This is a genomic window from Arthrobacter sp. GmRoot5-12, from assembly GCF_059739365.1.
The window spans coordinates 3,419,377-3,445,332 of record NZ_AP046056.1; the positions used below are offsets into that span (position 1 = coordinate 3,419,377).

Annotated in this window: 23 protein-coding genes; 15 read left to right on the plus strand and 8 right to left on the minus strand. The window is 66.6% G+C overall.

All coding sequences use genetic code 11. From position 1 onward, the window contains the following. Positions 1–11: 11 nt before the first annotated feature. Positions 12–956, minus strand: a complete 945-nt coding sequence (locus AC6JAM_RS15825) for a J domain-containing protein (protein ID WP_497935229.1) — start codon at positions 954–956, stop codon at positions 12–14. Between the two features lie 199 nt (positions 957–1,155). On the opposite strand from AC6JAM_RS15825, the gene AC6JAM_RS15830 reads away from it, so the two are divergent. Beyond that, the gene (locus AC6JAM_RS15830; RefSeq protein WP_497935230.1) at positions 1,156–1,845 is read left to right on the plus strand and encodes a hypothetical protein; all 690 of its coding nucleotides are present in this window, start codon (positions 1,156–1,158) and stop codon (positions 1,843–1,845) included. 179 nt (positions 1,846–2,024) lie between these two features. On the opposite strand, the gene AC6JAM_RS15835 is transcribed toward AC6JAM_RS15830, so the two are convergent. Beyond that, positions 2,025–2,447 (minus strand): hypothetical protein, encoded by a 423-nt coding sequence (locus tag AC6JAM_RS15835; protein WP_497935231.1) that lies wholly within the window; start codon positions 2,445–2,447, stop codon positions 2,025–2,027. Between the two features lie 88 nt (positions 2,448–2,535). Here AC6JAM_RS15835 and AC6JAM_RS15840 point away from each other — a divergent pair, with 88 nt between their 5' ends. The 9 genes from AC6JAM_RS15840 to AC6JAM_RS15880 all read left to right on the plus strand — a co-directional run bounded on the left by AC6JAM_RS15840 (position 2,536) and on the right by AC6JAM_RS15880 (position 13,139). After that, entirely contained in the window at positions 2,536–3,201 is a 666-nt protein-coding gene (locus AC6JAM_RS15840) for a helix-turn-helix transcriptional regulator (RefSeq protein WP_268003323.1), read from the plus strand. A gap of 45 nt (positions 3,202–3,246) precedes the next feature. Then, positions 3,247–4,476 carry a cysteine desulfurase family protein gene (locus AC6JAM_RS15845; RefSeq protein WP_497935232.1) on the plus strand — a complete coding sequence of 410 codons (1,230 nt, stop codon included), beginning with the start codon at positions 3,247–3,249 and terminating at the stop codon, positions 4,474–4,476. A 151-nt stretch (positions 4,477–4,627) separates the two neighbouring features. Further along, positions 4,628–5,758, plus strand: coding sequence for a tRNA 2-thiouridine(34) synthase MnmA (gene mnmA / locus AC6JAM_RS15850; protein WP_056388115.1), 1,131 nt, complete (start codon positions 4,628–4,630; stop codon positions 5,756–5,758). Positions 5,759–6,026: 268 nt separating this feature from the next. Next, positions 6,027–7,661 (plus strand): ABC transporter substrate-binding protein, encoded by a 1,635-nt coding sequence (locus AC6JAM_RS15855; RefSeq protein WP_056388114.1) that lies wholly within the window; start codon positions 6,027–6,029, stop codon positions 7,659–7,661. 95 nt (positions 7,662–7,756) lie between these two features. Next, a complete protein-coding gene (locus tag AC6JAM_RS15860; RefSeq protein WP_018768526.1) occupies positions 7,757–8,839 on the plus strand; it encodes an ABC transporter permease in 1,083 nt (360 codons plus the stop codon). After that, positions 8,839–9,840 carry an ABC transporter permease gene (locus AC6JAM_RS15865; RefSeq protein WP_018768525.1) on the plus strand — a complete coding sequence of 334 codons (1,002 nt, stop codon included), beginning with the start codon at positions 8,839–8,841 and terminating at the stop codon, positions 9,838–9,840. Before AC6JAM_RS15860 ends, AC6JAM_RS15865 begins: the two co-directional genes overlap by 1 nt. Next, the gene (locus tag AC6JAM_RS15870; protein ID WP_056388110.1) at positions 9,837–11,552 is read left to right on the plus strand and encodes an ABC transporter ATP-binding protein; all 1,716 of its coding nucleotides are present in this window, start codon (positions 9,837–9,839) and stop codon (positions 11,550–11,552) included. The genes AC6JAM_RS15865 and AC6JAM_RS15870 overlap by 4 nt, the downstream gene beginning before the upstream one ends. A 97-nt stretch (positions 11,553–11,649) precedes the next feature. Further along, positions 11,650–12,057, plus strand: coding sequence for a chorismate mutase (locus tag AC6JAM_RS15875; protein WP_056388109.1), 408 nt, complete (start codon positions 11,650–11,652; stop codon positions 12,055–12,057). Between the two features lie 74 nt (positions 12,058–12,131). After that, positions 12,132–13,139, plus strand: a complete 1,008-nt coding sequence (locus AC6JAM_RS15880; RefSeq protein ID WP_497935233.1) for a uroporphyrinogen decarboxylase/cobalamine-independent methonine synthase family protein — start codon at positions 12,132–12,134, stop codon at positions 13,137–13,139. A 2-nt stretch (positions 13,140–13,141) separates the two neighbouring features. On the opposite strand, the gene AC6JAM_RS15885 is transcribed toward AC6JAM_RS15880, so the two are convergent. Genes AC6JAM_RS15885 through AC6JAM_RS15910 form a run of 6 tightly spaced genes read right to left on the minus strand, consistent with a single transcriptional unit; the run spans position 13,142 to position 19,518 of the window. Further along, complete coding sequence (locus tag AC6JAM_RS15885; RefSeq protein WP_056388107.1) at positions 13,142–13,855, minus strand: DUF4166 domain-containing protein; 714 nt, start codon at positions 13,853–13,855, stop codon at positions 13,142–13,144. A 43-nt stretch (positions 13,856–13,898) separates the two neighbouring features. Next, positions 13,899–15,191, minus strand: a complete 1,293-nt coding sequence (locus tag AC6JAM_RS15890) for a DUF58 domain-containing protein (protein ID WP_497935234.1) — start codon at positions 15,189–15,191, stop codon at positions 13,899–13,901. Continuing rightward, entirely contained in the window at positions 15,191–16,186 is a 996-nt protein-coding gene (locus tag AC6JAM_RS15895) for an AAA family ATPase (protein ID WP_497935235.1), read from the minus strand. The genes AC6JAM_RS15890 and AC6JAM_RS15895 overlap by 1 nt, the downstream gene beginning before the upstream one ends. After that, positions 16,183–17,409: a DUF4350 domain-containing protein gene (locus AC6JAM_RS15900; RefSeq protein ID WP_497935236.1), complete on the minus strand. Its 1,227-nt coding sequence runs from the start codon at positions 17,407–17,409 to the stop codon at positions 16,183–16,185. Before AC6JAM_RS15900 ends, AC6JAM_RS15895 begins: the two co-directional genes overlap by 4 nt. After that, positions 17,406–18,044, minus strand: a complete 639-nt coding sequence (locus AC6JAM_RS15905; RefSeq protein WP_497935237.1) for a DUF4129 domain-containing protein — start codon at positions 18,042–18,044, stop codon at positions 17,406–17,408. The genes AC6JAM_RS15900 and AC6JAM_RS15905 overlap by 4 nt, the downstream gene beginning before the upstream one ends. After that, positions 18,034–19,518, minus strand: a complete 1,485-nt coding sequence (locus AC6JAM_RS15910; RefSeq protein ID WP_497935238.1) for a DUF7847 domain-containing protein — start codon at positions 19,516–19,518, stop codon at positions 18,034–18,036. The genes AC6JAM_RS15905 and AC6JAM_RS15910 overlap by 11 nt, the downstream gene beginning before the upstream one ends. Positions 19,519–19,700: 182 nt before the next feature. On the opposite strand from AC6JAM_RS15910, the gene mtrA reads away from it, so the two are divergent. The 5 genes from mtrA (at position 19,701) to hpf (ending at position 25,942) form a co-directional block, all read left to right on the plus strand. Then, complete coding sequence (gene mtrA, locus AC6JAM_RS15915) at positions 19,701–20,375, plus strand: MtrAB system response regulator MtrA (RefSeq protein ID WP_018768515.1); 675 nt, start codon at positions 19,701–19,703, stop codon at positions 20,373–20,375. 127 nt (positions 20,376–20,502) lie between these two features. Continuing rightward, entirely contained in the window at positions 20,503–22,275 is a 1,773-nt protein-coding gene (mtrB, locus tag AC6JAM_RS15920) for an MtrAB system histidine kinase MtrB (RefSeq protein ID WP_497935970.1), read from the plus strand. Next, positions 22,272–23,987 carry an LpqB family beta-propeller domain-containing protein gene (locus AC6JAM_RS15925; RefSeq protein WP_056388097.1) on the plus strand — a complete coding sequence of 572 codons (1,716 nt, stop codon included), beginning with the start codon at positions 22,272–22,274 and terminating at the stop codon, positions 23,985–23,987. The genes mtrB and AC6JAM_RS15925 overlap by 4 nt, the downstream gene beginning before the upstream one ends. A gap of 116 nt (positions 23,988–24,103) precedes the next feature. Continuing rightward, positions 24,104–25,072: a ComF family protein gene (locus AC6JAM_RS15930; RefSeq protein WP_223992113.1), complete on the plus strand. Its 969-nt coding sequence runs from the start codon at positions 24,104–24,106 to the stop codon at positions 25,070–25,072. Between the two features lie 144 nt (positions 25,073–25,216). Continuing rightward, positions 25,217–25,942: a ribosome hibernation-promoting factor, HPF/YfiA family gene (gene hpf / locus AC6JAM_RS15935; protein WP_026265659.1), complete on the plus strand. Its 726-nt coding sequence runs from the start codon at positions 25,217–25,219 to the stop codon at positions 25,940–25,942. The last annotated feature ends 14 nt before the right edge of the window (positions 25,943–25,956 follow it).

Genomic DNA, 25,956 nt, shown 5'->3' on the forward strand with positions numbered 1-25,956 from the left:
GCGATCCGTTCTTAGTGCATCCCCCGCAGCAGCCTTGCGAGGACCGGAACGTTGACGGTGTTCGGGGCAGGGCCCGATGCCAGGAACTCCTTCAGGCCGCGCACCATGCCGGCGGCATTGACGATCTGGACGGTCTCCAGGGCGCCCGCGGGGCGCCGGTGGTGGTCGATCACGGGTTCGTGGAGGTTGCCGTCCGGGCTGTGCACCACGGTCCATCCGGTGACGTTGAGCTCGGGAAAGATGTCCTGCATGGCCCACACCACGCGGGCGAGCTGCGGTGGTGCCACCGCGCGGCCGCCGTGGTTGAGGGTCCGGCCGTCCCATGCATAGGCGCCCTTGGGCAGCAGCATGGAGTTGACCAGGGCCAGCCGGTAGCCGGACAGGACCGCGTGGTCGATGTGGCTGTTGTCCGCGGGCGACTGCAGGCCGTTGATGAGCCGCGCGGCCGGGATGGCCGGAAGCACCTGCCGGGTCAGCAGCTGAACGGTGCGCATCTCTCGCTGGATGCGGGCCTCGGCACCGAAGATACCCCGTTTCCGCGGCATCCCGTGTTCTTGTTGGCTGGCCTGGGCAAGGGGAATGAGCGGGACCGCGGAGCCGGCTGCCTCGTACGGCGGAACGTAGACCGGCGGGTCGCCTGCGGTGTTCCTGCCGTTGTCCGGCCTGCGGACGGTGGCAGAGGCCCGGCTTCCGGCGGCGGGCGCATCAAAGTGGGCGCCGCCGTCGGACGTGTCACGGACCGCACCCGCGCCATAGGTGCGGTCGTAGGCTTTCCGGCGCTGCGGATCGATGAGGGTCTCGTACGCGGCGGTCACCCGGCGGAAGGTTGCGGCGTCACCCCCGTGGTCCGGGTGTGCCGCCCTGGCAGCGCGCCGGTACGCCACCTTGATTTCCTTTTCGGTGGCGGTGACGGCCACGCGAAGGACCTGGTAGTGGGAGCTGCTGCTCTCGGTCAAGATCTTCCTTTTCTTGATGCGCGGCGTCTTAATTCTCCGCAGGGAAAGCAAAGTGCCCGCCCAGTCTAGCCAGCACGGTTGATGGGCCTGCCGTAACAACGAATGTCCGGGGCTTCCAGGTTCCCGGCGGACGGCGTCTAGACTCTTGCCTGCGCGGCCGGACACCGGCCGAAGGGGATGCGACGGACTGGAGACGGATATGCCGACGACGGCGGGACGGGCCGGCAGGGCATGGAACCGGGGAGTGCAGCCCGCCATTGCAGGCCTGGTTGCGGTGCTTCTTGGCGGCTGCAGCGTGGACGTCCGGGATCCTTCCGTGCCTGCTGCCCCTGCCAGCACGCCCGTTCTGTCCACGCCAACCATCACCCCGGGCCACGACGCCGCTGCAGTGGCGGGACGGGACCTGCCCTTTGCCGCCGGTGGCACCTTGGCGCCCGGGGTGCCGGTGGGAATTTCTGACGGGCTGAAGGACGTGCCCGGCTGGAAGGTCACCAAGGACAACGTGTCGGGCGCCAGCGAATACGTTAAGGCGGATGGGTGCGTTGTCGCCGCACGGGTCAGTACGGGCCAGGGGCCGCTGGTCCGCGGCGATGACCGTGAATCGTCTGTCGCCCTTTTCCAGTACCTGGACGCCACCATCCAGCCCTCGTACCTGAAGACCGGGACTTTGCGGTGGGGTGGTACCCCCGAGGCTCCCGGCAAGAATGTGGAAGTGCTGGCACTGGAGCAGACGGCTCCCGGCGGAAGGTCCACCGCCGTGCTGGCGAGGGTCTTCGGCACCGCAGGCTCCTCGGCCTATATATCCGTGTCCTGCCCGGATCCGGCCACCTTGGCCACGGCGCGCGACGAGGTGGTCCGCTACCTGCCGTTGCTGCCTCCGTCTGCTTGAGCCCGGACAGCGTGCATGCACGGGCCCTGTTGCAGGGCTGGGGCGCGGGGTCCGGCTCGTAAAACCGCCGGCGGCTGGAGGGCTCAGCTGCCGACGGCTTTGGGTGTGCACAACGCTCCGCGCCGTGAGTAATGCTGTGCGCTGTCTGTAGTGCTTGCGCCTGGCCGGCGCCAGCGGCGTCAGGCAGCAGTTCGGCTGGTCCCCATCGACAGCCGGTTAAGGGCCAGCGCGCCGACCAGCAGCCCGAAGTCCCGGAGGGCCACGTCGTAGAAACTTCCCAGCAGGAGCAGGTTGACGATGATCCCTGCCAGCCACGCCGCCACGAGCAGCGAACCATACTTCGGCCGGACAGCCACGACGATGCCCGCGATGATCTCCACTGCGCCGACGATGTACATGAAGGTCTGGGGCGGCAGCGGCACCACCGCTGTTGCGTGGGGCGCCAGGTAGATGGTCCAGTCAGTCAGGATGTTCGTGAACTTGTCCAGGCCGAAAAGGACCGGAGCAACGGTGAAGACGGTACGCAGCAGCACGAACGCCTGCCGGGCCGCCGGCATGGTGGTTGATGCGTGCTGGGCCCGCACTGCCGACGCTGATTTCATGGTGTTCTCCTTCTAAAAGTAGGTATGCCCATTTTAGAAAGCGCACGTTCTATAATCAATAGATCTTGACTTTGGATTGGTGGGCATTATGTACCGACTTCCCTGGGCTGACAGGATTGCTGCCGTTGCCTCGCTGACGGACGCCAAGAGGCTGCATCTTTTCGAGCTCGTGGCATCATCACCACGGCCGCTGGGGCGCGACGATGTTGCCGAGGCCGCAGGCATGGCCCGCAGCACAGTGTCATTCCACCTGGACAGGCTGGTCCAGGACGGTTTGCTGGCCGTGGAGTTCCACAAGCCCGCAGGAAGGACGGGACCGGGCTCCGGCCGCCCCGCCAAGATGTACCGGACAGTGGGGAGTGAAATCGGCGCGTCGGTGCCGGACCGGAACTATGACCTCGCCGGGGAACTCATGGCGACCGCCATCGAAGCCTCCCAGGCCGACGGCGCGCCTGTGGCTGAGTCGCTCCGCGCGGCCGCCTTCCTGAAGGGCCGGGAACTGGCGGAAGCGGCGGGGGACCTGGAAGAGTTCCTGACCGAATCGGGCTACCAGCCAGAGCACGACGGCGAGGGCGGTTACCTGCTTCCCAACTGCCCGTTCCACCGCCTGTCGCGGGCACATGCGGCAGTGGTGTGCGATATGAACGGCGCCTTCCTGCGCGGGGCCGCGGTGGGGTGTGGCAGTCCGGAAGAGCGCGTTGCCCCAGCTGCCGGCGCCGGCCATTGCTGCGCGAGGATTACCGGCGGGGACTGACCGGCTCCCCGGGGATGCGGCGGCAGGCCACGATAGAATTGGGGGATGCCCGCCTATCTCGACCATGCCGCCACCACTCCGCTGTCCGCAGCGGCGCTCGCCGCCCTGACGCGTGAACTGGCCCGGACCGGGAACCCGTCGTCGCTTCATGGATCGGGACGCCGGGCGCGCCGTGCCGTTGAGGATGCGCGCGAGGTGATCGCAGCGGCCGCGGGAGCCCACCCCTCCGAGGTAATTTTCACCTCCGGAGGCACCGAATCGGACAACCTCGCAGTGAAGGGCATGTACTGGTCCCGCGTGGCAGAGGACCCACACCGGCGCCGCATCCTTTGCTCCGCCGTCGAACATCATGCGGTGCTGGACACCGTCGAATGGCTCGAACGCCACGAGGGTGCCGACGTGACCTGGCTGCCGGTGGACGGCAAGGGTGTCCTGGACCTCGACGTCCTCGAAGCCGAGCTCGCGCGCGACCCCGCCGCCGTGGCCCTGGTGACCGTGATGTGGGCGAACAACGAGGTGGGCACCATCCAGCCCATCCACCGGGTGGTTGAGCTGGCCCATGCCGCCGGCGTCCCCGTGCACTCGGACGCCGTCCAGGCATTCGGCTCCGTCCCGGTGCACTTCAAGGAATCGGGCCTGGACGCGATGTCCATCTCCGGACACAAGATCGGCGGCCCGGTGGGCGTGGGCGCACTCCTGCTGGGCCGCGCTGTAAAACTGACGCCGGTACAGCACGGCGGCGGCCAGGAACGTGATGTCCGCTCCGGCACGCTGGACACCGCCTCCATCGCTGCCTTCGCTGCCGCCGCGGAGGCCGTCACCGCCGGGCTGCCGGCGGAAGCGGCGCGGATTGCCGCACTGCGTGACCGCCTGATCGAGGGCGTCCGGGAAAGCGTTCCGGAGGCCGTCCTCCGCGGGGCACCCCACGGCGGCCGGCTGCCAGGCAATGCCCATTTCACGTTCCCCGGCTGCGAAGGTGACTCGCTGCTGTTCCTTCTTGACCTGGCCGGCGTCGAATCATCCACCGGCTCGGCGTGCACCGCCGGCGTGCCGCGGCCATCCCACGTGCTGCTCGCCATGGGCCTGGACGAGGAAACGGCACGCGGAGCCCAGCGTTTCAGCCTGGGGCACGCGTCCACCGAGGCCGACGTTGATGCTTTGCTGAAGGCGCTTCCGGAGGCTTATGCGCGGGCCCGCCAGGCCGGCATGGCCGGGCACGAGTCCTCCATCCAGACGGCAGGAACCGTGGCGCGGCAGGCGCTGCGCGGCGTGTGAACGCGCCACCCGACGTTCTTCGTGCCCATACCGGCCTGGATCGTGCCGGCCGATTTGCCTGCCACCGTAGAATAGATAGGCGAAGATCGTTTCCGCTGCCGGTGGGTCCCAGCCCGGCCCGGAAGAACATATCCCCCAACAGAAGGCCAGCATGCGAGTACTAGCAGCCATGAGCGGCGGAGTGGACTCCGCTGTTGCCGCCGCCCGCGCGGTGGAGGCCGGGCACGACGTCGTCGGCGTCCACCTGGCCCTCTCGCGCATGCCCGGCACCCTGCGCACGGGCAGCCGCGGCTGCTGCACCATTGAGGACTCCCGGGATGCCTGGCGCGCCTGCGACGTTTTGGGCATTCCCTATTACGTGTGGGATTTCTCGGAGCGCTTCAAGGAAGACGTCGTCCAGGACTTCATCGATGAATACGCGGCCGGCAGGACGCCAAACCCCTGCATGCGCTGCAACGAACGCATCAAGTTCGCGGCCCTGCTGGAAAAGGCCATCGCCCTGGGCTTTGATGCCGTGTGCACCGGCCACTACGCCAAGGTGATCGAAGACGCCCACGGCAACCGGGAACTGCACCGCGCCGCGGACTGGGCCAAGGACCAGAGCTACGTCCTTGGCGTCCTCACCCACGAACAGCTCAAGCACTCCATGTTCCCGCTGGCCGACACCCCGTCCAAGGCCGAGGTGCGTGCCGAAGCGGAGCGGCGGGGCCTGTCTGTCGCCAACAAGCCGGACAGCCATGACATTTGCTTCATTCCCGACGGCGACACGGCGGGTTGGCTTGCGGAAAAAATCGACATGACCACCGGCGACATTGTCGACGAGACCGGCGCGAAGGTGGGGGAGCACCCGGGAGCCAACGCGTTCACGGTCGGCCAGCGGCGCGGACTAAAACTCGGAACTCCCGCTGCCGACGGCAAGCCCCGCTTCGTCCTGGAAATCCGGCCCAAGGAAAACAAGGTGGTGGTGGGTCCCGAGGCGCTGCTGGCGATCGACGAGATCCGCGGCATCAAGGTGTCCTGGGCGGGACTTCCGATCGCCGAGGTGGAAACGGGAGCTGAGTTCGACTGCTACGCCCAGGTCCGGGCGCACGGGGACCCGGTGCCGGCCACTGCCAGGATGGAGCCTGCCACGGACGGAGCCGGAGGCCAGCTGGTGGTCCGGCTGGTGACGCCCCTGAGGGGGGTGGCCCCCGGCCAGACAGTGGTGCTCTACCAGGGCAGCCGGGTACTGGGCCAGGCCACCATCGACACCGCCCGGTCGCTGCAGCGCGCCGCGCTCTAGCCACACCATCCCAAAGCACCGTCCCGGTTGTCGCCGGGGCGGTGCTTTGGCGTTTCCGGCCGATTCCTGTCCCTCAGGCGCCTGCATCCGCAGTCCGACCAGTGGGCAGGGGTACCAATGAGATAAATTTTGTGTTTCAACTCACAAATTGGCCGTCCCGAGGGCTGACTCTCTGATTGAATCTAGGGATCAGCCCTGTGCTCCGGGGCAGGGGCACCCACGCCCATGTGCCCGGAGCGCACGTTCTCATCGGACAGAAAGCTCACAGATGACGAAGAGCAACAAAGCCCTGCATGGCGCGATCGCGCTGGCAGGCATTTCCGCGCTGGCAATGACGGCCTGCACAGGCCCGTCCGGAGGCGGAAGCAGCACAGCATCGGGAAGTGCAGGCAGCATCATTGCTTACGGCACCACCGACAAAGTCACTGCCCTGGACCCGGCGGGGTCGTACGACAACGGTTCGTTCATGGTGATGAACCAGATCTACTCCTTCCTGATGAACTCCAAGCCCGGCGGCGCCGAACCTGCACCGGACCTGGCCGAATCGGGTTCCTTTACTAAACCCACGGAATTCACGGTCAAGATGAAGAGCGGCCTTAAATGGGCCAATGGGCACGTACTGGACTCCAAAGACGTGAAGTTTTCGTTCGACCGCCAGGTCAAGATCGCTGATCCCAACGGGCCTGCATCCCTGCTGACCAACATCCAGTCCATTGCCACCCCGGATGCCACCACAGTGGTGTTCACCCTCAAGCAGGCCAACGATCAGACCTTCACCCAGATCCTGCAAAGTCCAGCGGCCCCCATTGTCGACGATGAAGTCTTCCCGGCGGACAAACTCCTCAGTGACGAGGAGATCGTCAAGGCCAAGGCCTTCCACGGCCAGTACGTTATCGACTCCTACAACAAGAACACGCTGGTGAGCCTCACGGCTTGGCCCGATTACAACGGTGTCCTCGGCAAACCGGCCAATTCCGGCGCCACCATTAAGTACTACACCGACCAGACCAACATGAAGCTGGAAGTCAAGGGTGGGCAGATCGACGTTGCCAACCGCAGCCTCAGCGCCACGGACATTGACGACCTCAAAAAGGACTCCAACGTCAAGGTCAACGTCGGGCCCGGCGGCGAGATGCGGTACATCGTCTTCAACTTCGACACCATGCCCTTCGGCGCCAAGACTCCCGAAGCAGATCCTAAGAAGGCGCTGGCCGTGCGGCAGGCCATGGCCAACCTCGTTGACCGCCAGGCCATTTCCGACCAGGTCTACAAGGGCACCTATCTGCCCATGTGGTCCAATGTTCCGTCCGGTTTCCTCGGCGCCAACGAATCCTTCAAGCAGGCGTACGGCGACGGAAGCGGCAAGCCGAGCCTGGACAAGGCGAAGAAGGTCCTCAGCGACGCCGGCATCAGCGGTCCGGTCAATCTCAAACTGCAGTACAACCCGGACCACTATGGCAAGTCCTCGGGTGACGAATATGCCATGGTCAAGGACCAATTGGAGAAGAGCGGCCTCTTTACCGTAGATCTGCAGTCCACCGAGTGGGTCACCTACAACTCGGCATCGAAGAAGGACAGCTACCCCGTCTTCCAGCTTGGCTGGTTCCCGGACTTCAGTGATGCGGACAACTACCTGACCCCCTTCTTCCCTAAGGGCGGCTTCTTCAACAACCACTACTCCAACACCGACGTCGAAGCGCTGATTGCCAAGCAGTTGGTCACTGCCGACAAATCGGAGCGTGTTAAGACTATCCAGGACATTCAAAACCAACTGGCCAAGGACATTTCCACCCTGCCGCTGCTGCAGGGAGCCCAGGTGGCCGTTTCAGGGAAAAACGTGAAGGGCGTGGATTCCACATTGGACGCATCCTTCAAGTTCAGGCTCGGGACCGTTTCCAAGTAATCACCAATCCGCCAGCTTAGGAGGTGGGGCCTGCGCGGCTCCGCCTCCTAACTGTTGGCCCCACATCTTTCGTTTTCTTACCAAGCAGGGACAGCATGGCCACAATGATCGATGCGCCGCCGCCAACGGTAGCGCCGCCCAAATCCAAATCCGCGGGAGGTGGCCTCGGGAGATACATCCTGATCCGCTTCCTGCTTATCTTTCCGACGATCTTCATCCTCGTCACCCTGGTCTTCTTCCTGATGCGGATCACTGGCGATCCCATCACCGCATCCCAAGGCGGACGCCTGCCGCAGGAGCAGATTGATGCGTTGATCCACCAGGCTGGTTATGACCGGAGCCTGTTCATTCAGTACGTCGAGTACCTTGGCAACATCGCCACAGGCAACTTCGGAAGGACCATCTCAGACGGGCGGCCCGTCATCGAGATGCTGACCACTTTCGGGGCCGCCACGCTGGAACTGAGCATCAATGCCTTGATCGTGGCGCTGCTGGTGGGGATTCCGCTGGGGATGTTTGCCGCCCACAAACGCGATAAGGTTCCGGACGCCCTCCTGCGGTTGTTTGCCATTCTTTGCTACGCCACTCCTGTCTTCTTCGCAGGTCTGCTGCTGAAGCTGGTCTTTTCCGTAGGCTTGGGCTGGTTCCCCGTCGCGGGCCGTGCATCCACCACAACGGAACTGGCGATGGGCAGGCTGGCAGCGCCCAGCCGGATCTACTGGCTGGACGCCCTGCGCAGCGGTGACCTGGCAGCTTTTGGCGACATCGTCCACCACGCGGTTCTGCCTGCCGTCGCCCTCGGCCTGCTTACAGCCGGTGTTTTCCTGCGCCTGGTCCGCACCAACGTCATTGGCACCCTGGGCAAGGATTATGTTGAGGCCGGCCGCTCCCGTGGAGTCAGCGAATTCCGGCTTGTGACAAAGCATGCCTACAAGCCGGCCCTGATCCCCATCATCACCGTTATGGGCCTGCAGATCGCCTTGATGCTCGGCGGCGCAGTGCTGACGGAAACCACTTTTGAGTGGAAGGGCCTTGGGTATCAGCTGGCGCAGTACCTGACGGCGCGTGACTTTGTTGCGGTTCAGGGGATAGTCATGCTTCTGGCCGTCATCGTTGCGGTCACCAATTTCGTGGTGGACATTGCGGCCGCCCTGATTGATCCGCGGGTGAGGTACTGATGAATAACGAAGCCCTGCCCCATCCCAAAAAGCCGCTGCTCGACCGCCTGCCGGTGGCCTCCCACATCCGCCAAAGCGTTGGCCTGCAGCGCACGATGCTGCTGATCGGCGTCGTGCTTTGTGTTGTTTTTGTGGTGGCTGCTGTTTTCGCGCCGCTGCTGGCGCCCTATGGTTTCTCCCAGATTTCCGATGAAGCAGGCTCGTTTCCGGCCCAGGCGGAACCCGGTGGCAAGCACCCATGGGGGACGACTGTTGGAGGCTACGACGTCCTGTCACGCGTGATCTGGGGATCACAGACAGCCGCAGCGGTGCTTGTGGCCGCTGTCGTGATGTCAATCTTCCTCGGGGTATTTCTGGGGCTCGTCAGTGGCTACATTGGTGGCTGGCTGGACCGGGTTCTTGTGGTGGTTGCTGATGCCATCTATGCCTTTCCGACCCTCCTCGTAGCGATCGTTATGTCCATCGCGATCAATAAGGGGCAGTCCGGATTCTGGGGTGGAATCCTCGCCTGCGGGCTGGCGATCACCGCAGTGTTTGTCCCGCAGTACTTCCGGGTGATACGTGCCGAAACCATACGGCTGAAAGCCGAACCGTTCGTGGAATCCGCCCAGGTGGTAGGTGCCTCCAGCGCCAGGATCATCGGCCGGCACATTTTCGCCAACGCCACCAGGACCCTGCCATTGATCTTCACCCTCAACGCATCGGAAGCCATCCTGACTTTGGCAGGGCTGGGCTTCCTGGGCTTTGGCATTGAGCCGAGCTCCGCTGCGGAATGGGGATTTGACCTGAACAAGGCACTTTCCGATGCCTCCTCGGGCATCTGGTGGACCGGTGTGTTCCCTGGCTTGGCCATAGTCCTGACGGTCGTCGGACTCACCTTGGTCGGGGAGAGCATTAATGACCTGAACGACCCGCGCCTGCGCGGACGCAAGCGTGCCGGCGGCACGGCGCCGGCCCCGGTGGCCAATGAGGCCATCGCTGCAGAAGTGAGGAATTCATGACAGGCAACATCGACCCGTCGCCGGTACACCAGCCCGACGCCGGCCAGCACGTGCTCGACATCGACCACCTGCAGGTCACGTTCGCCACGGACGCAGGCGACGTCCACGCAGTCAAGGACGTGAGCCTCAACGTCAGGAAGGGTGAGGTCCTTGCCATCGTGGGGGAGTCCGGCTCCGGCAAGACCGTCACGGCCAAAACCATCCTGGGCCTGCTCCCGGAAACCGCCACGAGTTCCGGCGCGGTCCTGATCAACGGCACCAACATCATCAGCCTCAGTCCGCACCGGCTGCGGCAGATCCGCGGCCGGGATGTGGCCATGGTGTTCCAGGAGCCGTCCACGGCCCTGAACCCCGTATTCACAGTGGGCTGGCAGATCGCCGAGGGGATTCGCGCCCACGCCGCCGTGGATGGCGGAGGCCGCGTCTCGGCAAAGGAGGCCAAAGCACGGGCAATCGAGGCGCTCCGCAAGGTGGGCATCCCTGACCCGGAACACCGCGTCAACTATTACCCGCACCAGTTCTCCGGAGGGCAGAAGCAGCGCGTGGTGATCGCCGCCGCGCTGGCGCTGAACCCCGGACTGATTGTCGCCGACGAGCCCACCACCGCCCTCGACGTCACCGTCCAGGCCGAGATCCTGGAGCTGCTGCGAGACCTTCGCGACAAGTACGGCACGTCCATAGTGCTGATCACGCACAACATGGGCGTGGTGGCTGACCTGGCGGACCGCGTGGTGGTGATGTACCAGGGCGACGTTGTGGAGGAAGCCCCGGCGAAGACGTTGTTCGCTGAACCCCGCCAGGACTACACCCGCAAGCTCCTGGCTGCAGTCCCGCACCTGGGCCGGAATTCCGCGTCCGCAGGCCTTACCGAACGGCGCCACCAGGATGAGGAAGTCCTTGTGGCTGCTGACAACCTGGTCATCGAGTATCCGGGGCGGCTCGGCACCCCCGCTTTCAAGGCCGTGGACGGCGTCAGCTTCACCCTGTCCAGGGGTGAGGTTTTCGGCCTGGTGGGCGAATCGGGGTCCGGCAAGACCACCATCGGGCGGGCCATCGCCGGGCTCAACCGGACCACCGGCGGCAGCCTGAAGGTGCTGGGCTATGAGATGCTCAACCTTCGCGAACGCACTTTCAAGCCGCTCCGCAAGGACATCGGCTTCGTGTTCCAGGACCCCGCCGCCTCCTTCAACCCGCAGCTGACCATCGGGGAATGCATCGCCGAACCTATGGTCATCCACACAAATCCAAGCCCGGCCCAGGCGCGGAAACGCGTCGGTGAGCTGCTCGAATCAGTCCAGCTGCCGGCGTCGTACGCGGCCCGTTACCCGCACGAACTGTCCGGCGGCCAGCGGCAGCGGGCATCACTGGCGCGGGCGCTGAGCCTGAACCCGCGGCTGCTGATAGCGGATGAGCCGACGTCGGCCCTGGACGTTTCGGTGCAGGCAAAGGTCCTGGAGCTGTTCAGGGACATCCAGGAGGAGTTCGGCTTCGGCTGCCTGTTCATCAGCCATGACCTGGCTGTAGTGGACATCCTGTCCTCGTGGGTGGGCGTGCTGTACAAGGGCAAGCTGGTGGAGCAGGGGATCGGAAGCCAGGTCATGGGGAACCCCCAGCATGACTACACGCGCCGGCTGATCGCCTCCCTGCCCGTGCCGGACCCGGCCGAACAGGCCAAACGCCGGGAGGAGCACCGGGCACTCCTGGGCATCTGACCCTCCAGGCCCGCAGTGTGGGGCGCCGGTGCCGGCGGACGGCCGCACCGGCGCTTCACACCCGCGTCGATTCCGTCGGCTCCCATAGACTGGAGCCATGACGCAGCACAACCCCAGCACTCCTGGCTCCGACGATTTTGATCCCTCCGCCAGCTCACTGGCTGGCCACGTGGACGATTCGGTGATGGCTGAACTGCTGTCCATCCGCTCCAGCATCGACAACATTGATGCCACCCTGGTGTACCTCCTGGCCGAGCGATTCAAGGCCACACAAAAAGTGGGCTTCCTGAAGGCAACACACCGCCTTCCGGCCGGCGACCCAGGACGTGAAGCAGCCCAGATCGCGAGGCTGCGACGCCTCGCCGAGGACGCCCACCTTGACCCGGCATTCGCGGAGAAGTTCCTCAACTTCATCATCGGCGAGGTGATCCGCCATCACGAGGCCATCGCCGAGGACCACCAGGCCTCGTCGGGCCAGCAGCCGCAGACTTCCGCACTGGCGTGAGCCGGGAACAGCACCAAAGGGGCCCAGCCCCGCGTCCGGCCGCGGCTCCCTTCCAGGAGGTCACAGCCAGGGAAGTGACGGCCACCGGACTGGGACCGTGGCCGGGCGAGGACCCGCTGGAAGCCGCCCGGATCATCCGCGGCGAGCTCGGCAGCCCGCACCTGCCATTCCTCGCCGAACTGCCCGACCGCGGTGTCGGCTCAGACGCCCTGGGCCGTACGGCCTCGTTCCTGGAAGAGCTGGCGGTGGACGTCCAGCCCTACGGATGGCGGCTTGTTGACCGCCCCGGCAAGGACATGCAGCGTGCCGTGTCGGCGCTGTCCACCGACCTGAATGTCCTCGCCGACGTGGCCGGGGGCGAGGACGTGTCGGCGGGTGAACTCAAGGTGCAGCTGGTGGGGCCGCTCAGCCTTGCCGCCGGCCTGCACTTGCATAACGGGGAGCGCGCCCTCCTGGACTACGGAGCCCGCCGGGACGTGGCCGCGTCCCTTGCCGCGGGCGTCGGCGGTTACCTTCGCCGGGTTGCGGCGGCCGTACCGGGTGCACGCCTGGTGGTGCAGGTGGACGAGCCCGCCATCGCCGCCGTGCTGGCCGGAACCATACCCACGGCGAGCGGTTACCGCACCCTCCGCGCAGTGCCGGCATCGGAAGCGCGCGAATCCTGGCGCCTGGTCCTGGACGCCCTCCGCTCGGCCGGTGCCGCTGAGGTTGTTGTCTCATGTCCTGAAATCGAAGCGCCGATCGAGCTGGTCCTGGCGGCCGGTGCGGACGGCGTCGCCCTGCCGCTCAAGGCACTGACCAACCGCCAGTGGGAACAGCTTGCCGCAGCACTGGAGTCAGGGAAACAGTTCTGGGCCGGTGCGCTGGACGTCCCCGCCGGCGCCCCGCTGCCCAGGGTCGCCGACTGCGTGGAGTCAGTATGGCGTCCGTGGCGCCAGCTGGGTCTTCCGCCGTCGCTGCTTGGCGCCATCCGGGTGACGCCTTCAGCAGGACTGGCAGGCCACACACCTGCGCAGGCCACCGCCGTCCTGGGCCGGCTGATCCAGGTGGCCGACGACCTGAACCAGCAGGCGCTGGGATAGGGCTACACCCTGTTCTCCCAGCGGTCCGGCTGGGCGTAGCGGGGCAGGAAGCTTTGGGCGGAACTGCCGCCAGTGTAGGGCCGCAGCCGGTAATCGAAGGCGCCCGCGTACACCAGCACCAGGCCGATCTGCGGCTGGATGACCTTCACCTGGATGCGGTGCCGCCCGTTGCTTCCTTCCGCGGGATCCCACCACTGTTCGGCGTACGCCTTGGCGTCCAGGCCTGCCGGAAGCGGGACCCGGAGCGGGCCCAGGAAGAGCCGCGACGCCTCTGAGACACCGCGCAGCCTTCCGGCAGCGGTGACGCTCAGGTTCAGGTCGGTCACCAGGCGCCGGTATCTGCCCACGTAGTCCACCAGCTGGGTGGTGCCACCCCGGTTGGTGACGCTGGTGGTGTCCTGGAAAAGCCGGGTGCGCGCCGGGAACCGGATCTCGCGCCGGGCGGTAAGGCTGGAACGGCCGAACGGATCCTGGTGGGCGTGGTTCTCGATCCGGAACGGAACGTTCTCCCCGTACTCGGGGAAGAAGGCCTCTTCGCCCCCGGTGACCCGCAGCAAAGGGCGCAGCCACCGCTGGCGGCACCCCACGACGTCGAACGTTCCTTCCCCTACGCCGTACTGGCCGGATCCCGGGACCAGCGAGAAGTACTCCTGGAGCTCGGGCTGCAGCCGGGAGAATTCCCGGCCCAGGGCCTGCTGGTAGATCGGGACGTTCATGAAGTGGACCTCCTGTTGCCGGGGGAGACGATAGCCTCCGGATTCACAATCTACCGGCAGCCTTGAGCCGGATGTACATGTCCGCCAGCCGGGGCGGCAACTCGTGGGGCTCGGCGTCCACCACTTCCACCCCGTAGCGGCGCAGCTCGGCTGACACCGCCGCCCGCTGCAGGAGGGCGCGCTCGGCCGCGGCCGCGCGGAACACCGCCGTGGCATCGTTCCGTTCCCGGAGCATGGCGCCCAGCTGCGGGTCGCGGACAGCCGCCACCACCACGACATGCTGGCTCGCCAGCCGCTCCGCCACGGGAAGCAGGCCCTCCTCCGGCGCCCCGCTGTCCAGCGACGTCAACAGCACCACCAGCGACCGGTGCGCCGAAACAGCACGGACCTGGGCCGGGACCGCAGGCCAATCCATCTCAATCAGCTCGGCCTCAAGCGGAGCCATGGCCTGGACCAGCCGGCCCAGGATATTGCCCTGCCCGGCAGAGCCCGCCCGCGCCCGGACCCTGCGGTCGAAGGCTACCAAGTCCACCCGGTCGCCACCCCGTTCGGCCAGGACACTCAGAAGGAGCGCAGCCTCTATCCCGGTGTCCAGGCGCGATTCGTCCACGATCCTTGCTGCGGCGGTACGGGACGTATCCAGGACCATCACCACGCGCCGGTCCCGTTCCGGGCGCCAGGTCCGGACCACCACGGAGGAGCGCCGGGCAGTGGCGCGCCAGTCGATGGAGCGTACGTCGTCACCGCGGACATAGTCCCGCAGGGAATCGAACTCGGTGCCCGCGCCCCGGACCTGGACTGCCGCCTTCCCATCAAGTTCACGCAGCTTCCGCAGCTTTGACGGCAGGTGGCGTCGGGAATGGAAGGGCGGCAGCACCCGCACCGAGCCCGGACAGTCAATGGTCCGCTGGCGGGCTGCCAGGTGCAGCGGACCAAAGGACCGAAGCGTCACATGCGGCGCTGAGAGGTCACCCCGCCGGACCGGCCGGAGCCGAACCGCGAACCGCCTGCCTTCCCCGGCCGGGACATCAATATCCTGGACGGGGTTCCGGGCACCGGCGGAAGGTTGCCACCCGTCCCGGAACGATCCCCGAAGCCGCCTGCTGCCGCCGTTACGGATGGTGAGCGCCGCCTCCACCGTATTGTTCAGGGTTACGTTCTCCGGTTTGGCACGCACCAGATTGACCTGCCGGAGTGGCGCCGCCACCAGCAGGTCGGCCCCCAGCAGTCCCACAAGCACCGCGATCGTGGCCAGGACCGTCAGCCATTCCGGGAACAGCAGTACCGGTACAAGTCCCAGCAGCGCCACTGCCACGAAGCGCCCGGAGATGGCCATCAGCGCGGAACGGGGACGGCGGCCAGGATGCTGCCCAGGACGTCGTCCACCCGGACCCCGTCCATCTGCGCTTCGGGCTGCAGCGCCACCCGGTGCCGCAAACAGGGCAAAGCCAGCGCCTTGACGTCGTCCGGGGTCACGAAAGGACGGCCGGAGAGCCACGCCCACGACCTTGACGTGTTCAGCAGGGCGGTGGCGCCACGCGGTGAGACGCCAAGCTGGAATGAAGGCGCTGACCGGGTGGCGCGCACCAGGTCAACGATGTAGCCGATAATTTCCGGTTCCACCGCCACCCGGCCCACTGCCTCCCGCGCCTGTTCCAGGTCCTCCGCGCCGGCCACGGCCCGGACGCCGGCCGCAGCCAGGTCCCGCGGATCGAACCCGGCGGCGTGGCGGCGGATGACTTCTATCTCATCCCTGCGTTCAGGCAGCGGCATGGTGAGCTTCAGGAGGAACCGGTCCAGCTGTGCCTCAGGCAGGGGATAGGTCCCCTCGTACTCCACGGGGTTCTGGGTGGCCGCCACCAGGAATGGCGAGGGCAGCCGCCGGGAGACGCCGTCCACAGACACCTGCCGCTCTTCCATGGCTTCGAGGAGTGAAGCCTGGGTCTTTGGAGGAGTCCGGTTGATCTCGTCCGCCAGCAGGAGGTTGGTGAAGACCGGTCCTTCCCGGAAGCTGAACTCGGAGGTGTGCGAGTCGTAGACCAGGGAACCGGTGACGTCACCCGGCATGAGGTCGGGGGTGAACTGCACCCGCTTGGTGTCCAGGCTCAGCGCGGAGGACAACGCCCGGACCAGCAGGGTCTTTGCAACTCCGGGGACGCCCTCCAGCAGCACATGCCCCTGGGAAAGCAGTGCAATCAGGAGGCCGGTGACGGTGGCATCCTGCCCCACCACCGCCTTGGCCACCTCCCGGCGGACCGCAAGCAGCGCCTGCCGAGCGCCGTCGTCGTCAACCGTATTAAGGACCCGCTGGCCACTGCTCTGTTCGCTCATCGGATCTTGACCTCTTTCTCGAGTTTGTCCAAGGCCTGCGACCAGGCAACCAGCCGGGCCTCGGTTGCGGGGCGTTCGTTGATCAGCGTGCGGACTTCAGTGGCGTCCCGGTTCAGGAGCCGGGCTGCTGCCGAAATCGTGTCCTCGGCGGTGGCGCCTGGTCCCATCCGCAGCTTCCCGGACAACCGGACCAGCAGGCCGGCCCGGAGGTTGTCCCGTGCCTGGTCGATGGCGCGCGCGTCCTGGTAGAGCCGGGCACGTCCCTCGGCCGTCTCAACAGCCTTGACCACCACCGGCAACGGCTCGAATACGAGCGGCCCGTGCCGCCGGCCCCGCCACACGACGGCCGTCACCGCCACCAGGAGCAGCCAGGGGCCCAGGAAGCGGGCCCAGGCCGGAGCAATGTCATCGAGGGTTTTCCCGGATCCGTTGGATGCTGCGTCCTCAATCGAGGGCAGGTACCAGACCAGGTCAGGCGACGCGCCGAGCAACCTGGTGGCAAGCGCGGCGTTTCCCAGTTCGTCCAGCCTCCCGTTGCCCAGGACGGCCGTGCTGCCCAGCACGGCCAGGCGGCCATCGCCGCTGATGGCAAGCATTCCGGCGGTTCCTGCTGTCCGGAAACAGGACGTGCCGCCGTCGTACACAAATCCTCCCTGTCCCGTGATCTGTCCCGCAGCTTCCGCGTCAGGGTGGGAACACCCGGCATCAAGGATCGGGAAGGCATCGGGAACAACGCCGGCCTGGTGGATGCCGCTGTCAAGGGCGGTGAGCGTCTCCAGCCGTGGGGAGAGCACCACCACCCGGTCTGCCTCCGCTCTCAGGTCGGCCAGCTGCTGGGCACCCAGGATGCCGTTCCTGTCGTAGAGCAGGAGGGTGGGGGAGGAGCCGGAGCGCAGGTCCGCCAGCGCTGCATCGAACCGGCCGGGTGTGTGAACGGAAACCCCGTGCCGGCCCAGGATCTGCGCCAGCGCCCTGGCCCCTTCCGGCGCGGCATTGCGGACCGAGAGGGGAACGGCGTCACCCTTCGGAGCGAGTTGCGTGCCCACGACAAGTGCCAGCCCCGCAGCCACCACCATTGCCGCCGCGGTCAGGCCGCGGTGCCGCCGCAGCCAACCCCGAATCCTCCGGTTGTCAGCCACGGATCCGGTGGCCGGTTGCTTGCCACCGTCCGGTTCCCTGCCCGCGTCCCGGGGTTTCTCGCCGATGGCGGGAAGGCCGGTCACGGCGTCACCGCCGCAGTGCCGGCGGTGGCGGGCTTCATGGCGTCCAAGGCGGTATCAATCTCCACCATCTGCCGGTAGTTCCCGCTGTCGGCCGCCCTGTTTCCGTAGCGGACCCCGTCGAAAGTGGCCGCTGCCCGGGCAAGGCGCCCGGACTGGCTGCTGAACGGAACGGACAAGGCCCGGGCCGCTTCGTCGGCAGTGCGGCCGGGCTGCGGGTCCAGGATGGCCCGGTCCTCCGCACTCCGGACCACCGCGCGGAAGCGGTCGACGACGGCGTCCCCCCACTTTCCGGCGGCGGCCGCCGCTTCCGCACGGGCCCGGTAGTCGGTGGCACCAAGGGTGGGATCCCGTTCGAAGACGTCCCTGGCCTGCCGGGACCGGGCGTGCAGGCGGGGGCGGGCCAGGATGATGGCAGCCGCGATGATGGCGGCAATAACGAGGGCGATGACGGGGCTTGGCACCGGGGCAGCGTCTCCCTGGGAGCCATCCAGGGACTGCAGCCAGTCCAAGAAGTTCCGCCACAGGGTGCCGAGCCATGAGGGGGCGGCATCACGGTACTCCCGTTTGGCCAATTCCTCCTCCGCCCAGCGCCGTGCCTCCCCGGCACCCGGACGCACGGGTGGCTCAGCCGCCATAAGGCCAGGCTCCAGGCGAGGCTCCATATCCGGGATACGGGCGGTGGTTGCCGGGGTGCGCGCCCCGGCCCGGGATGCCGTCAGGATCAGCGCCGTTCTCCAATTGGTGCAGCAGCGCAATGTCCAGGCCGTCCCGGCGCATCCGCAGGTCCATGTAGAGCAACGCCATGACTGACGTCTGGAAGGCGTAACCGACCGCGCCCACCAGGGCACCGACCACCGCGGTGAAGATGCCGACGGCCACGGCGAGCGTTGCTTCCTGCCCGCTGCCGCCGTGCGGCGAGACCACCCCGGAGAGGACCGTTGGCAGGATGCTGGCCGGGATCAGGACCACCTGGGTGATGACGGCCACCAGGATCCCCACCACCAGGGTGATGCCAAAGATCCGCCACCAGTTGCCCCTGGTCAGTTTCCAGGACCGGCGAAGGCCGGCAAACGCCCCGAGTTCTTCGATAACGACGGCGGCGGGCGCCACCATGAGCTTGACCGCCACCCAGAGAAACCCGGCGCCGAAGGCCAGCATCAGGGGGATGACCAGCAGGGCTCCCGCGCCACGGACGTTGGAGAACAGGAGCACGACGACGGCGACGAAAACGATCGCCGTGGCCAGCACGGCTGCAACCAGCAGCGCCGCCAACCTGATCAGTGACCCAAACCTTGGGCGCGCCAACGACAGCATGCGCCGGAAGCCGGTGGGCTGGTTAAGGACGGACCGGGCTACCGGGACCACCATGGCACCTTGGAGGACAACGGTGATGAAGACGGACAGGATGGACAACAGGACGAAGGTGGCCATCAGCCCGAATCCCAGGGAAGCTATATCGGTGTTGCTCGCCGTCCGGGCCCAGGCTTCGATGGACCCCGACGACGTCGCGAAAACTCCCGTTAGCACCGCCGCGAGGATGGCTGACAGGGACTGCGCCAGGAGGCCGGCGCCGAGCATCGCCTTGGCGTTGCGCCTGATGGCCTGGAAGGAACCGTCCAGGACCTCCCCGAACAACAGCGGCCGCAACGGAATGATCCCGGGTTTGGGCGGGGCTGCATACCTGGGCTGCGCTGAGGGCCAGGCGCCGTAGGAACCGCCGGAATACGGCGACCGGATATCTGGGGGTCCGCCGTAAGGCTGGCCGCTGTATCCCGGGGTCCCGTAGGCCGGGCCGCCGGATGGGAAGGCTCCGGGGGACGGGGCGCCAGGGTAGGGGGCGTCAGGGTACGGGGCATTTCGGGGCGGGTGCTGTCCGGGCTGCTGTTGCCACTGCGGTTGCTGCCATAGGGGAGATTGCTGCCGCGGCTCGGTTCCCGGCCAGGGGCCTGCGTGCTGGCCCGCGGGCGGCGTCCAGGGCAGGTCCCACTGCTGTTCCCGGGCGGGCGGCACCGGCCCGGGCCCGCCTGCGGAAGCCGGCCCGACGTCGTCGTGTCCAACGCCTGGCTGCTCCTGCGCCGGCTCCCCGGGCCCCGACTCCTGTGGTGACACTGATTCCTCCCCCAATACCAGTCCGCCTGCTCCTGCGCCGGAAATGCACCCGGCAAAAGGGCGCACCGGCCACGCGGGGCATGACCCCAAGACTATAGTTCCGGCGCCGGACGGCCTAGTGCCCCGCCATGCCGGAAGCCGCTCAACAGGACAAACCCATCCCGATAAGGGAATATATAGCTATGAAGGCACGCATTCTGGTGGTAGATGATGACGAAGCGCTGGCCGAGATGATTGGAATTGTCCTCCGTAATGACGGCTTCGAGCCGGTCTTTTGCGCCGACGGCGCCCAGGCCCTGGACGTATTCCGGTCATCGCGGCCGGACCTGGTCCTGCTCGATCTCATGCTTCCCGGTATGGATGGCATAGAGGTCTGCCGCCAGATCCGCGGCGAGTCGGACGTGCCCATCGTCATGCTGACCGCCAAGTCCGATACCTCAGACGTCGTCCGCGGGCTGGAATCCGGGGCTGACGACTACGTGCCTAAGCCGTTCAAGCCTGCCGAGCTGGTGGCACGCGTGCGTGCCCGCCTTCGCCCGGGGGACCAGAAAGCCCCCGAAACGCTGCGCATCGCGGACATCACCATCGACGTCGCCGGGCACACGGTCAGCCGGGGCAATGAGCGGATCTCCTTGACGCCGCTGGAGTTCGACCTCCTGGTGGCGCTGGCCCGCAAGCCTTGGCAGGTCTTTACCCGGGAACTGCTGCTGGAGCAGGTCTGGGGCTATCGCCACGCCGCTGACACCCGGCTTGTCAACGTCCATGTCCAGCGCCTGCGGTCCAAGATCGAGCAGGACCCGGAAGCTCCGGAAGTCGTATTGACGGTGCGTGGTGTCGGCTATAAAGCAGGGGTCTGACCCCGCCGCGCAGGACGGGGAACCGGACCAGCGCCCAACCCCGGACTCCGCGGATGCCGTGAAACAGGACGGCGCCGTCCAGGACGCGCCGGAAGCCGGCGACGCCGCCACTCCCGGGCTGCGGCACATGGCGTTCCGGGCAAGGATCTGGCAGCGGCGTGCCCTGATTGTGGCGCTCCGCGTCGCCCGGCTCGTCCGGACGGGAGTCCGGCGCTTCCTTCCCGGTCTGCGGTACCTTGGGCGGGCCTTGCAGCGGCGCTGGCGCCGGTCCATTCAATTCCGCACCGTTCTCACCACCCTGATGCTCGCGGTGACCTCGTTCGCCGTGGTCGGTGCCTATCTGTCCAACCAGATTGCCAACAACCTGTTCCAGGAGCGGCTGACGCAGGCGGAGTCCGAGACCCGCTATAACGTCAAGCAGGTCCAGGAAACGTTCGACGGCGCCCAGGTCACCGACCAGTCCAGCGTCATCACCCTGGTCTACGACACCCTGAACGCGGTGGAGGGCCGGGGTTCAGTGATCCAGCGCCGGTACGTCTTCGAGGCGATGCCGGAGCAGACCAAGCCCCGCAACCGGTGGGTTGAGTCGCGGGCATCCGACCAACTGACGGTCAGCGTCATTCCCCCTGAGCTGCGCAAGGCCGTCCAGCAGTCGGGGAAGGACCAGTACTGGGCTTCCACCGTCATCCCCGTGGGCACCGAGGACCGGCCGGGGATCGCGGTCGGCAACAAGGTGACCTTCAACGGCACTGTCTACGAGCTTTACCTGATCTACGACCTGAACACAGCGCAGCAGACGCTTAACGAGATCCAAAGCGTCCTGTGGGCCGGCGGTGCGGTGCTGGTCCTCCTGATCGGCGCTGTCGCCTGGTACGTCACCCGCAACGTGGTGAGCCCGGTCAGCCATGCCGCGATGGTCTCGGAGAAGCTCGCCGCCGGGCAGCTGCAGGAGCGCATGGTGGTCAAGGGGGAGGACGAGGTGGCCCGCCTTGGCGCTTCCTTCAACCACATGGCCGCCAGCCTGCAGGAGCAGATCACCCAGCTGGCGACGCTCTCCCAGATGCAGCAGCGCTTCGTGTCCGATGTGTCGCACGAGCTCCGGACGCCGCTCACAACCGTGCGCATGGCGGCAGAGGTCCTGTACGACGCCCGCGATGACTTCGACCCCATCAACAAGCGGTCCGCAGAGCTCCTGTACAACCAGGTGGAGCGGTTCCAGTCCCTCCTCTCCGACCTCCTCGAAATCAGCCGCTTCGACGCCGGCGTGGCCGTGCTGGATGCTGAACCCGAGGACCTTCTCCAAGTGATCTCCCACGTCATTGAAGGCGCCGCGCCGGTGGCGGCTGAATACGGTTCGGAGATTGTCCTGACCGCTCCCGAGGGCGCCGTGGTGGTGGAGATGGACGCCCGGCGCATCGACAGGATCCTGCGGAACCTGATTCTGAACGCGGTGGAGCACGGTGAGGGCAAGCCGGTGGCCGTCACGGTCGCGGTCAATGAAACTGCCGTGGGCGTTGCTGTCCGCGACCACGGGATCGGGATGGACCAGGCACAGGCCGCCAGGGTTTTCGACAGGTTCTGGCGAGCCGACCCTGCCCGCGCACGCACCACGGGCGGCAGCGGGCTGGGATTGTCCATCGCCATGGAGGATACGAAGCTGCACCACGGCTGGCTCCAGGCCTGGGGCAGGAAAGGCGACGGCGCCAACTTCCGTTTGACCCTTCCCTTGCGCCAGGACGGTGGCATCACTGAGTCGCCCGTCCAGCTGGAGCCAAAGGACGTCACCAATCCCGGAGCACCGGGGAGCGTTCCCGCGGAACAGGACTACAAAAACATGCTGGTGCTGCAGGCGGGAGCGGGCCGGCCTGCTCCGGTGCGCGCGCCCGAGGAGACACCATGAGGGCCACCGTGCGCCTGGCGAAGTACCCGGCGGCACTGCTTGCCCTGCTGATCGTCCTCTTGTCCGGCTGCGCACGGATCCCCACGTCCGGTCCGGTGGGAAAAAGCAGCGAAAGCAGCGCCGGCAACGTCAGCGCCCCCGTGTTCCTCCCGGCAGCGCCGCAGCCCGGGGCATCACCCGAGACCATCATCGACTACTTCTACCGGGCAGGCAGTGGCTACGAAGACGACTATGCGGTGGCCCGCCAGTACCTGACCCAGGCCTCGGCTGTGTCCTGGAAACCGGACAAACGCGCGTTGGTATACCGGGAGGCGCGCGTTGTGCCCACGGGCACGGAAAACGTCTTCAACTACGAGCTCGATGTGTCCTACACGGTGGACGCCGACGGCATAGCCACCCAGTCGCCGCCGGGAACCGTGGAGCGCATCCCGGTGACGGTGACCCAGGTGGATGGAGAGTGGCGGATTTCGGCGATTCCCGACGGGACCGCCATTGCCGAGGAAACGTTCAAGGTGATCTACGGTGCCTACCCCATCTACTTTTACGACCCCACCTTCACCTATGCCATCCCGGACGTCCGCTGGTTCCTGAAGAACAAGACGGTCAAAGCAATGACCAGTGCCCTGCTGGCCGGGCCCGCCCCGTACCTGCGCGGCGCCGTCGCCAGTGCCTTCCCTTCCGGGATCAAGCTCGCCCGGGAATCCGTGCCGGTGGTGTCCGGGGCCGCACAGGTGGACCTGACAGCCAAGGAGCTGACGGAAACATCGGCGGAGGACCGGCTCCGCATGCAGATGCAGCTGACCCTGACATTCCGCAGCCAGCCTGACGTGGTCAATGTTGAACTCCGTGCCAACCAGGACCTGGTCCGGGTGGAGGACAACGGGTCCGTTCTTCCTCCGGTGCTGGACAGGACCGTGCCCTCACGCCAGATCGCCATCAGCGGCAACGAACTGGTGCGCTATGAAAACAACCGCGTCTCGCCGTTGCCTGACATGCAGCCGGTGTCTGCGCTCAACCCCCGCTATCCGGCGGAATCCCCGGTGTCACAGACGGCTGCCTTCCTCAATGAAGGCCGCACCACGCTGTACAGCATCAATCCCGGCCAGCCTGCGCGCGCCTTGACTACCCGGAGCACCCTCACCCGCCCGTCCTTCAGTGTCTCCGACTGGGTATGGACGGCCGGACCCGGTGCCACCGGAGCCACGGAAGTAGTGGCTTTCCATCCCACCGGAGTGGCAGAGGGCGCCGCCGTTCCGTCCGTGACGCTGGCACCCTCCTGGCTTGCCGGCCGCACGGTCAAGGAATTCCGCGTCTCACGCGACGGTGTGCGCGCCCTGGTCATATCCGAACAGAACGGGAAGTCCAAGGTGCAGGTGACAGGCATGATCCGCGCCGCCGACGGCACGCCGCGCGAACTGACCGCGCCCGTCACCCTGGTATCCGGCACCGACCCTGATCAAGGGGTGTGGGTGAATGGCATTACCGTTGCCGTGATGAAGGGGGCTTCGGGTTCCAACGTCACACCGGAGCTGTTGTCCCTCACCTCCGGACAGCCGCAGCAGCTTGCCCCGTGGCCGGGCCTGGTAGCCATCAGTGCCGGGAATGGCGCCGACGACATTTATGTCCAGTCCGGGGAAGGGATCTTCCAGCGCCTCGGCAATGGCTGGTCCCCGCAGATCAAGGGCCCTATCGACCCCGCGTTTCCCGGCTGACACCCTGTTGGCGGTATCGCCAGGTTCTGCCTCCGCCGTCCCGATGGGGCCTGCCTTATGCACATAGCCCGGGCTGGCCCTCCAACTGTGACTGGGCTTCAGGCGACAGTGGAACCATGAAACGGCTCATCCGCAGGAACGGCGCGGCCGGTTCCGGCCACCGGGGGACCCGGAGGGTGGATCCGGACCTTCAACCGCCCCCGCCCTGGGCGGCGCTGCACCGGGGTGAACACGCGGCCGCCCTCCTTCGCCTTGCCGACTGGCTGGCCGGCGCCGTGGCGGATCTGCTCGCCCTGGCCGTCCCTGTGGACTGTGTCTGCTGCGGGGCCGAAGACAGCACCCTGTGCCCATCCTGTGCCAGCCGCATCCGCCAGCTGACCAGGCAGCCATTCCGGGCCGAAAGCGGAGCTCCGGCCCTTATGGATGTCGCCGGCTCCGTCGTGCTTCCCGTCGTGGCAGCGGGGGTGTACCGGGACGAGCTGGCGCAGGGACTGCTGTCGTTCAAACGGCACGGCCAGCCTCAGCTTGGCAGAAGCCTTGGCCGGGCGCTCGCATGTGCAGTCAGGGCCGCCGTCCCTGGCCCCGGCCGATGCCTCCTGGTCCCCGTGCCCACCAGCACGCCGGCCTACGTCAGCCGGGGCTTCAGCCCGGTCCACCTGCTCCTGAAGTCGGCGGCACGGCAGCATCCAGGGCTCGACGTCGCGGATGTGCTGGGCAAGACTCCAAGGCCTGGCCCCGTCCTCCCCGGCACCCGCGGATCCGGCAGCGGAAGAGGCGTGGCCGGCCAAAAAGGCCTGGGGAGGGGAGCCCGTTCCCAGCGCGTCCGGGGGTCCATGCGGGTCAAGCCCGGGGCCCGGGCAAAGGTGGCAGGGCGCCCCTGCATCATCGTTGATGACGTCCTCACAACCGGTGCCACGGTGGGCGAAGCAGCCCGCGCACTGCACCTGGCCGGCGCTGTGGTGAGGGGCGCCGTCGTGCTTGCCGCGACACGCCCGCCCGATACCCAGCAGCCGGGCTGCCGGGCCGCCGCCCTGCGTGAAAGCCCGCATGACTTAGAAAAAAATAAACCGGGAAAGGATGAATAACGGGTGGCTATGAACTAACGTCTGAGGTGGGTACCAAGAACAGAATGTACCTTTCGATGGCGGCTCGGAGAGGGGCTCGACTGTCACACAGCCCGGCCCAGGGAAGCGCCGCCGTCGTGTCACCGAAGTCATTTGGAGGGCACCATGGAGTTTATGATCAGCGGACGAAATCTGACAGTTTCAGACCGGTTCCGCGAGTATGCCGGGGAAAAGATCGCGAAAATTGAATCGCTGGGCGACAAAGTCCAGCGGGTCGACGCGAAAGTCTCCAAGGAGACCAATGCCCGGCAGACCGGCGACCAGCTGACCGTCGAGGTGACAGTCCTGGGCCGCGGACCCGTAATCCGTGCCGAAGCAAGCGCCGCAGACAAGTTTGCCGCCTTTGACCTCGCCTACAACAAACTGCTTGAGCGGCTCCGGCGGGCCAAGGACCGCAAGAAGGTCCACCACGGCCGCCACACTCCCAAGGCTGTCCGTGAGGCCACCGCCTCACTCGAGCCCGCCAGTGCCCATGAACCGCTGTATCTTGAGGCCAACCACCGGAATGAAGCGGTGGCAGCCCCCGAAGACAAATCGCCGTACGATGTTGACAACGACATCCCGGCCGGAAACTCACCGGTGCTGATCCGGCGCAAGGTCTTTCCCGCCGCATCCCTCTCCCTCGACGACGCCGTAGACAATATGGAGCTTGTGGGCCACGACTTCTATCTCTTCGTGGACAAAGCGACCAACACGCCCTCCGTCGTGTACCGCCGCCGTGGCTGGACCTATGGGGTCATTACGCTGGACCATGAATGCGAGCCGGGAGACACCGTGGTGGAGGAAAAGATTCTTGCCTACCGCTCCGACGACGCCGCCGCCAACGCTTAGGGTGGACCAAACCA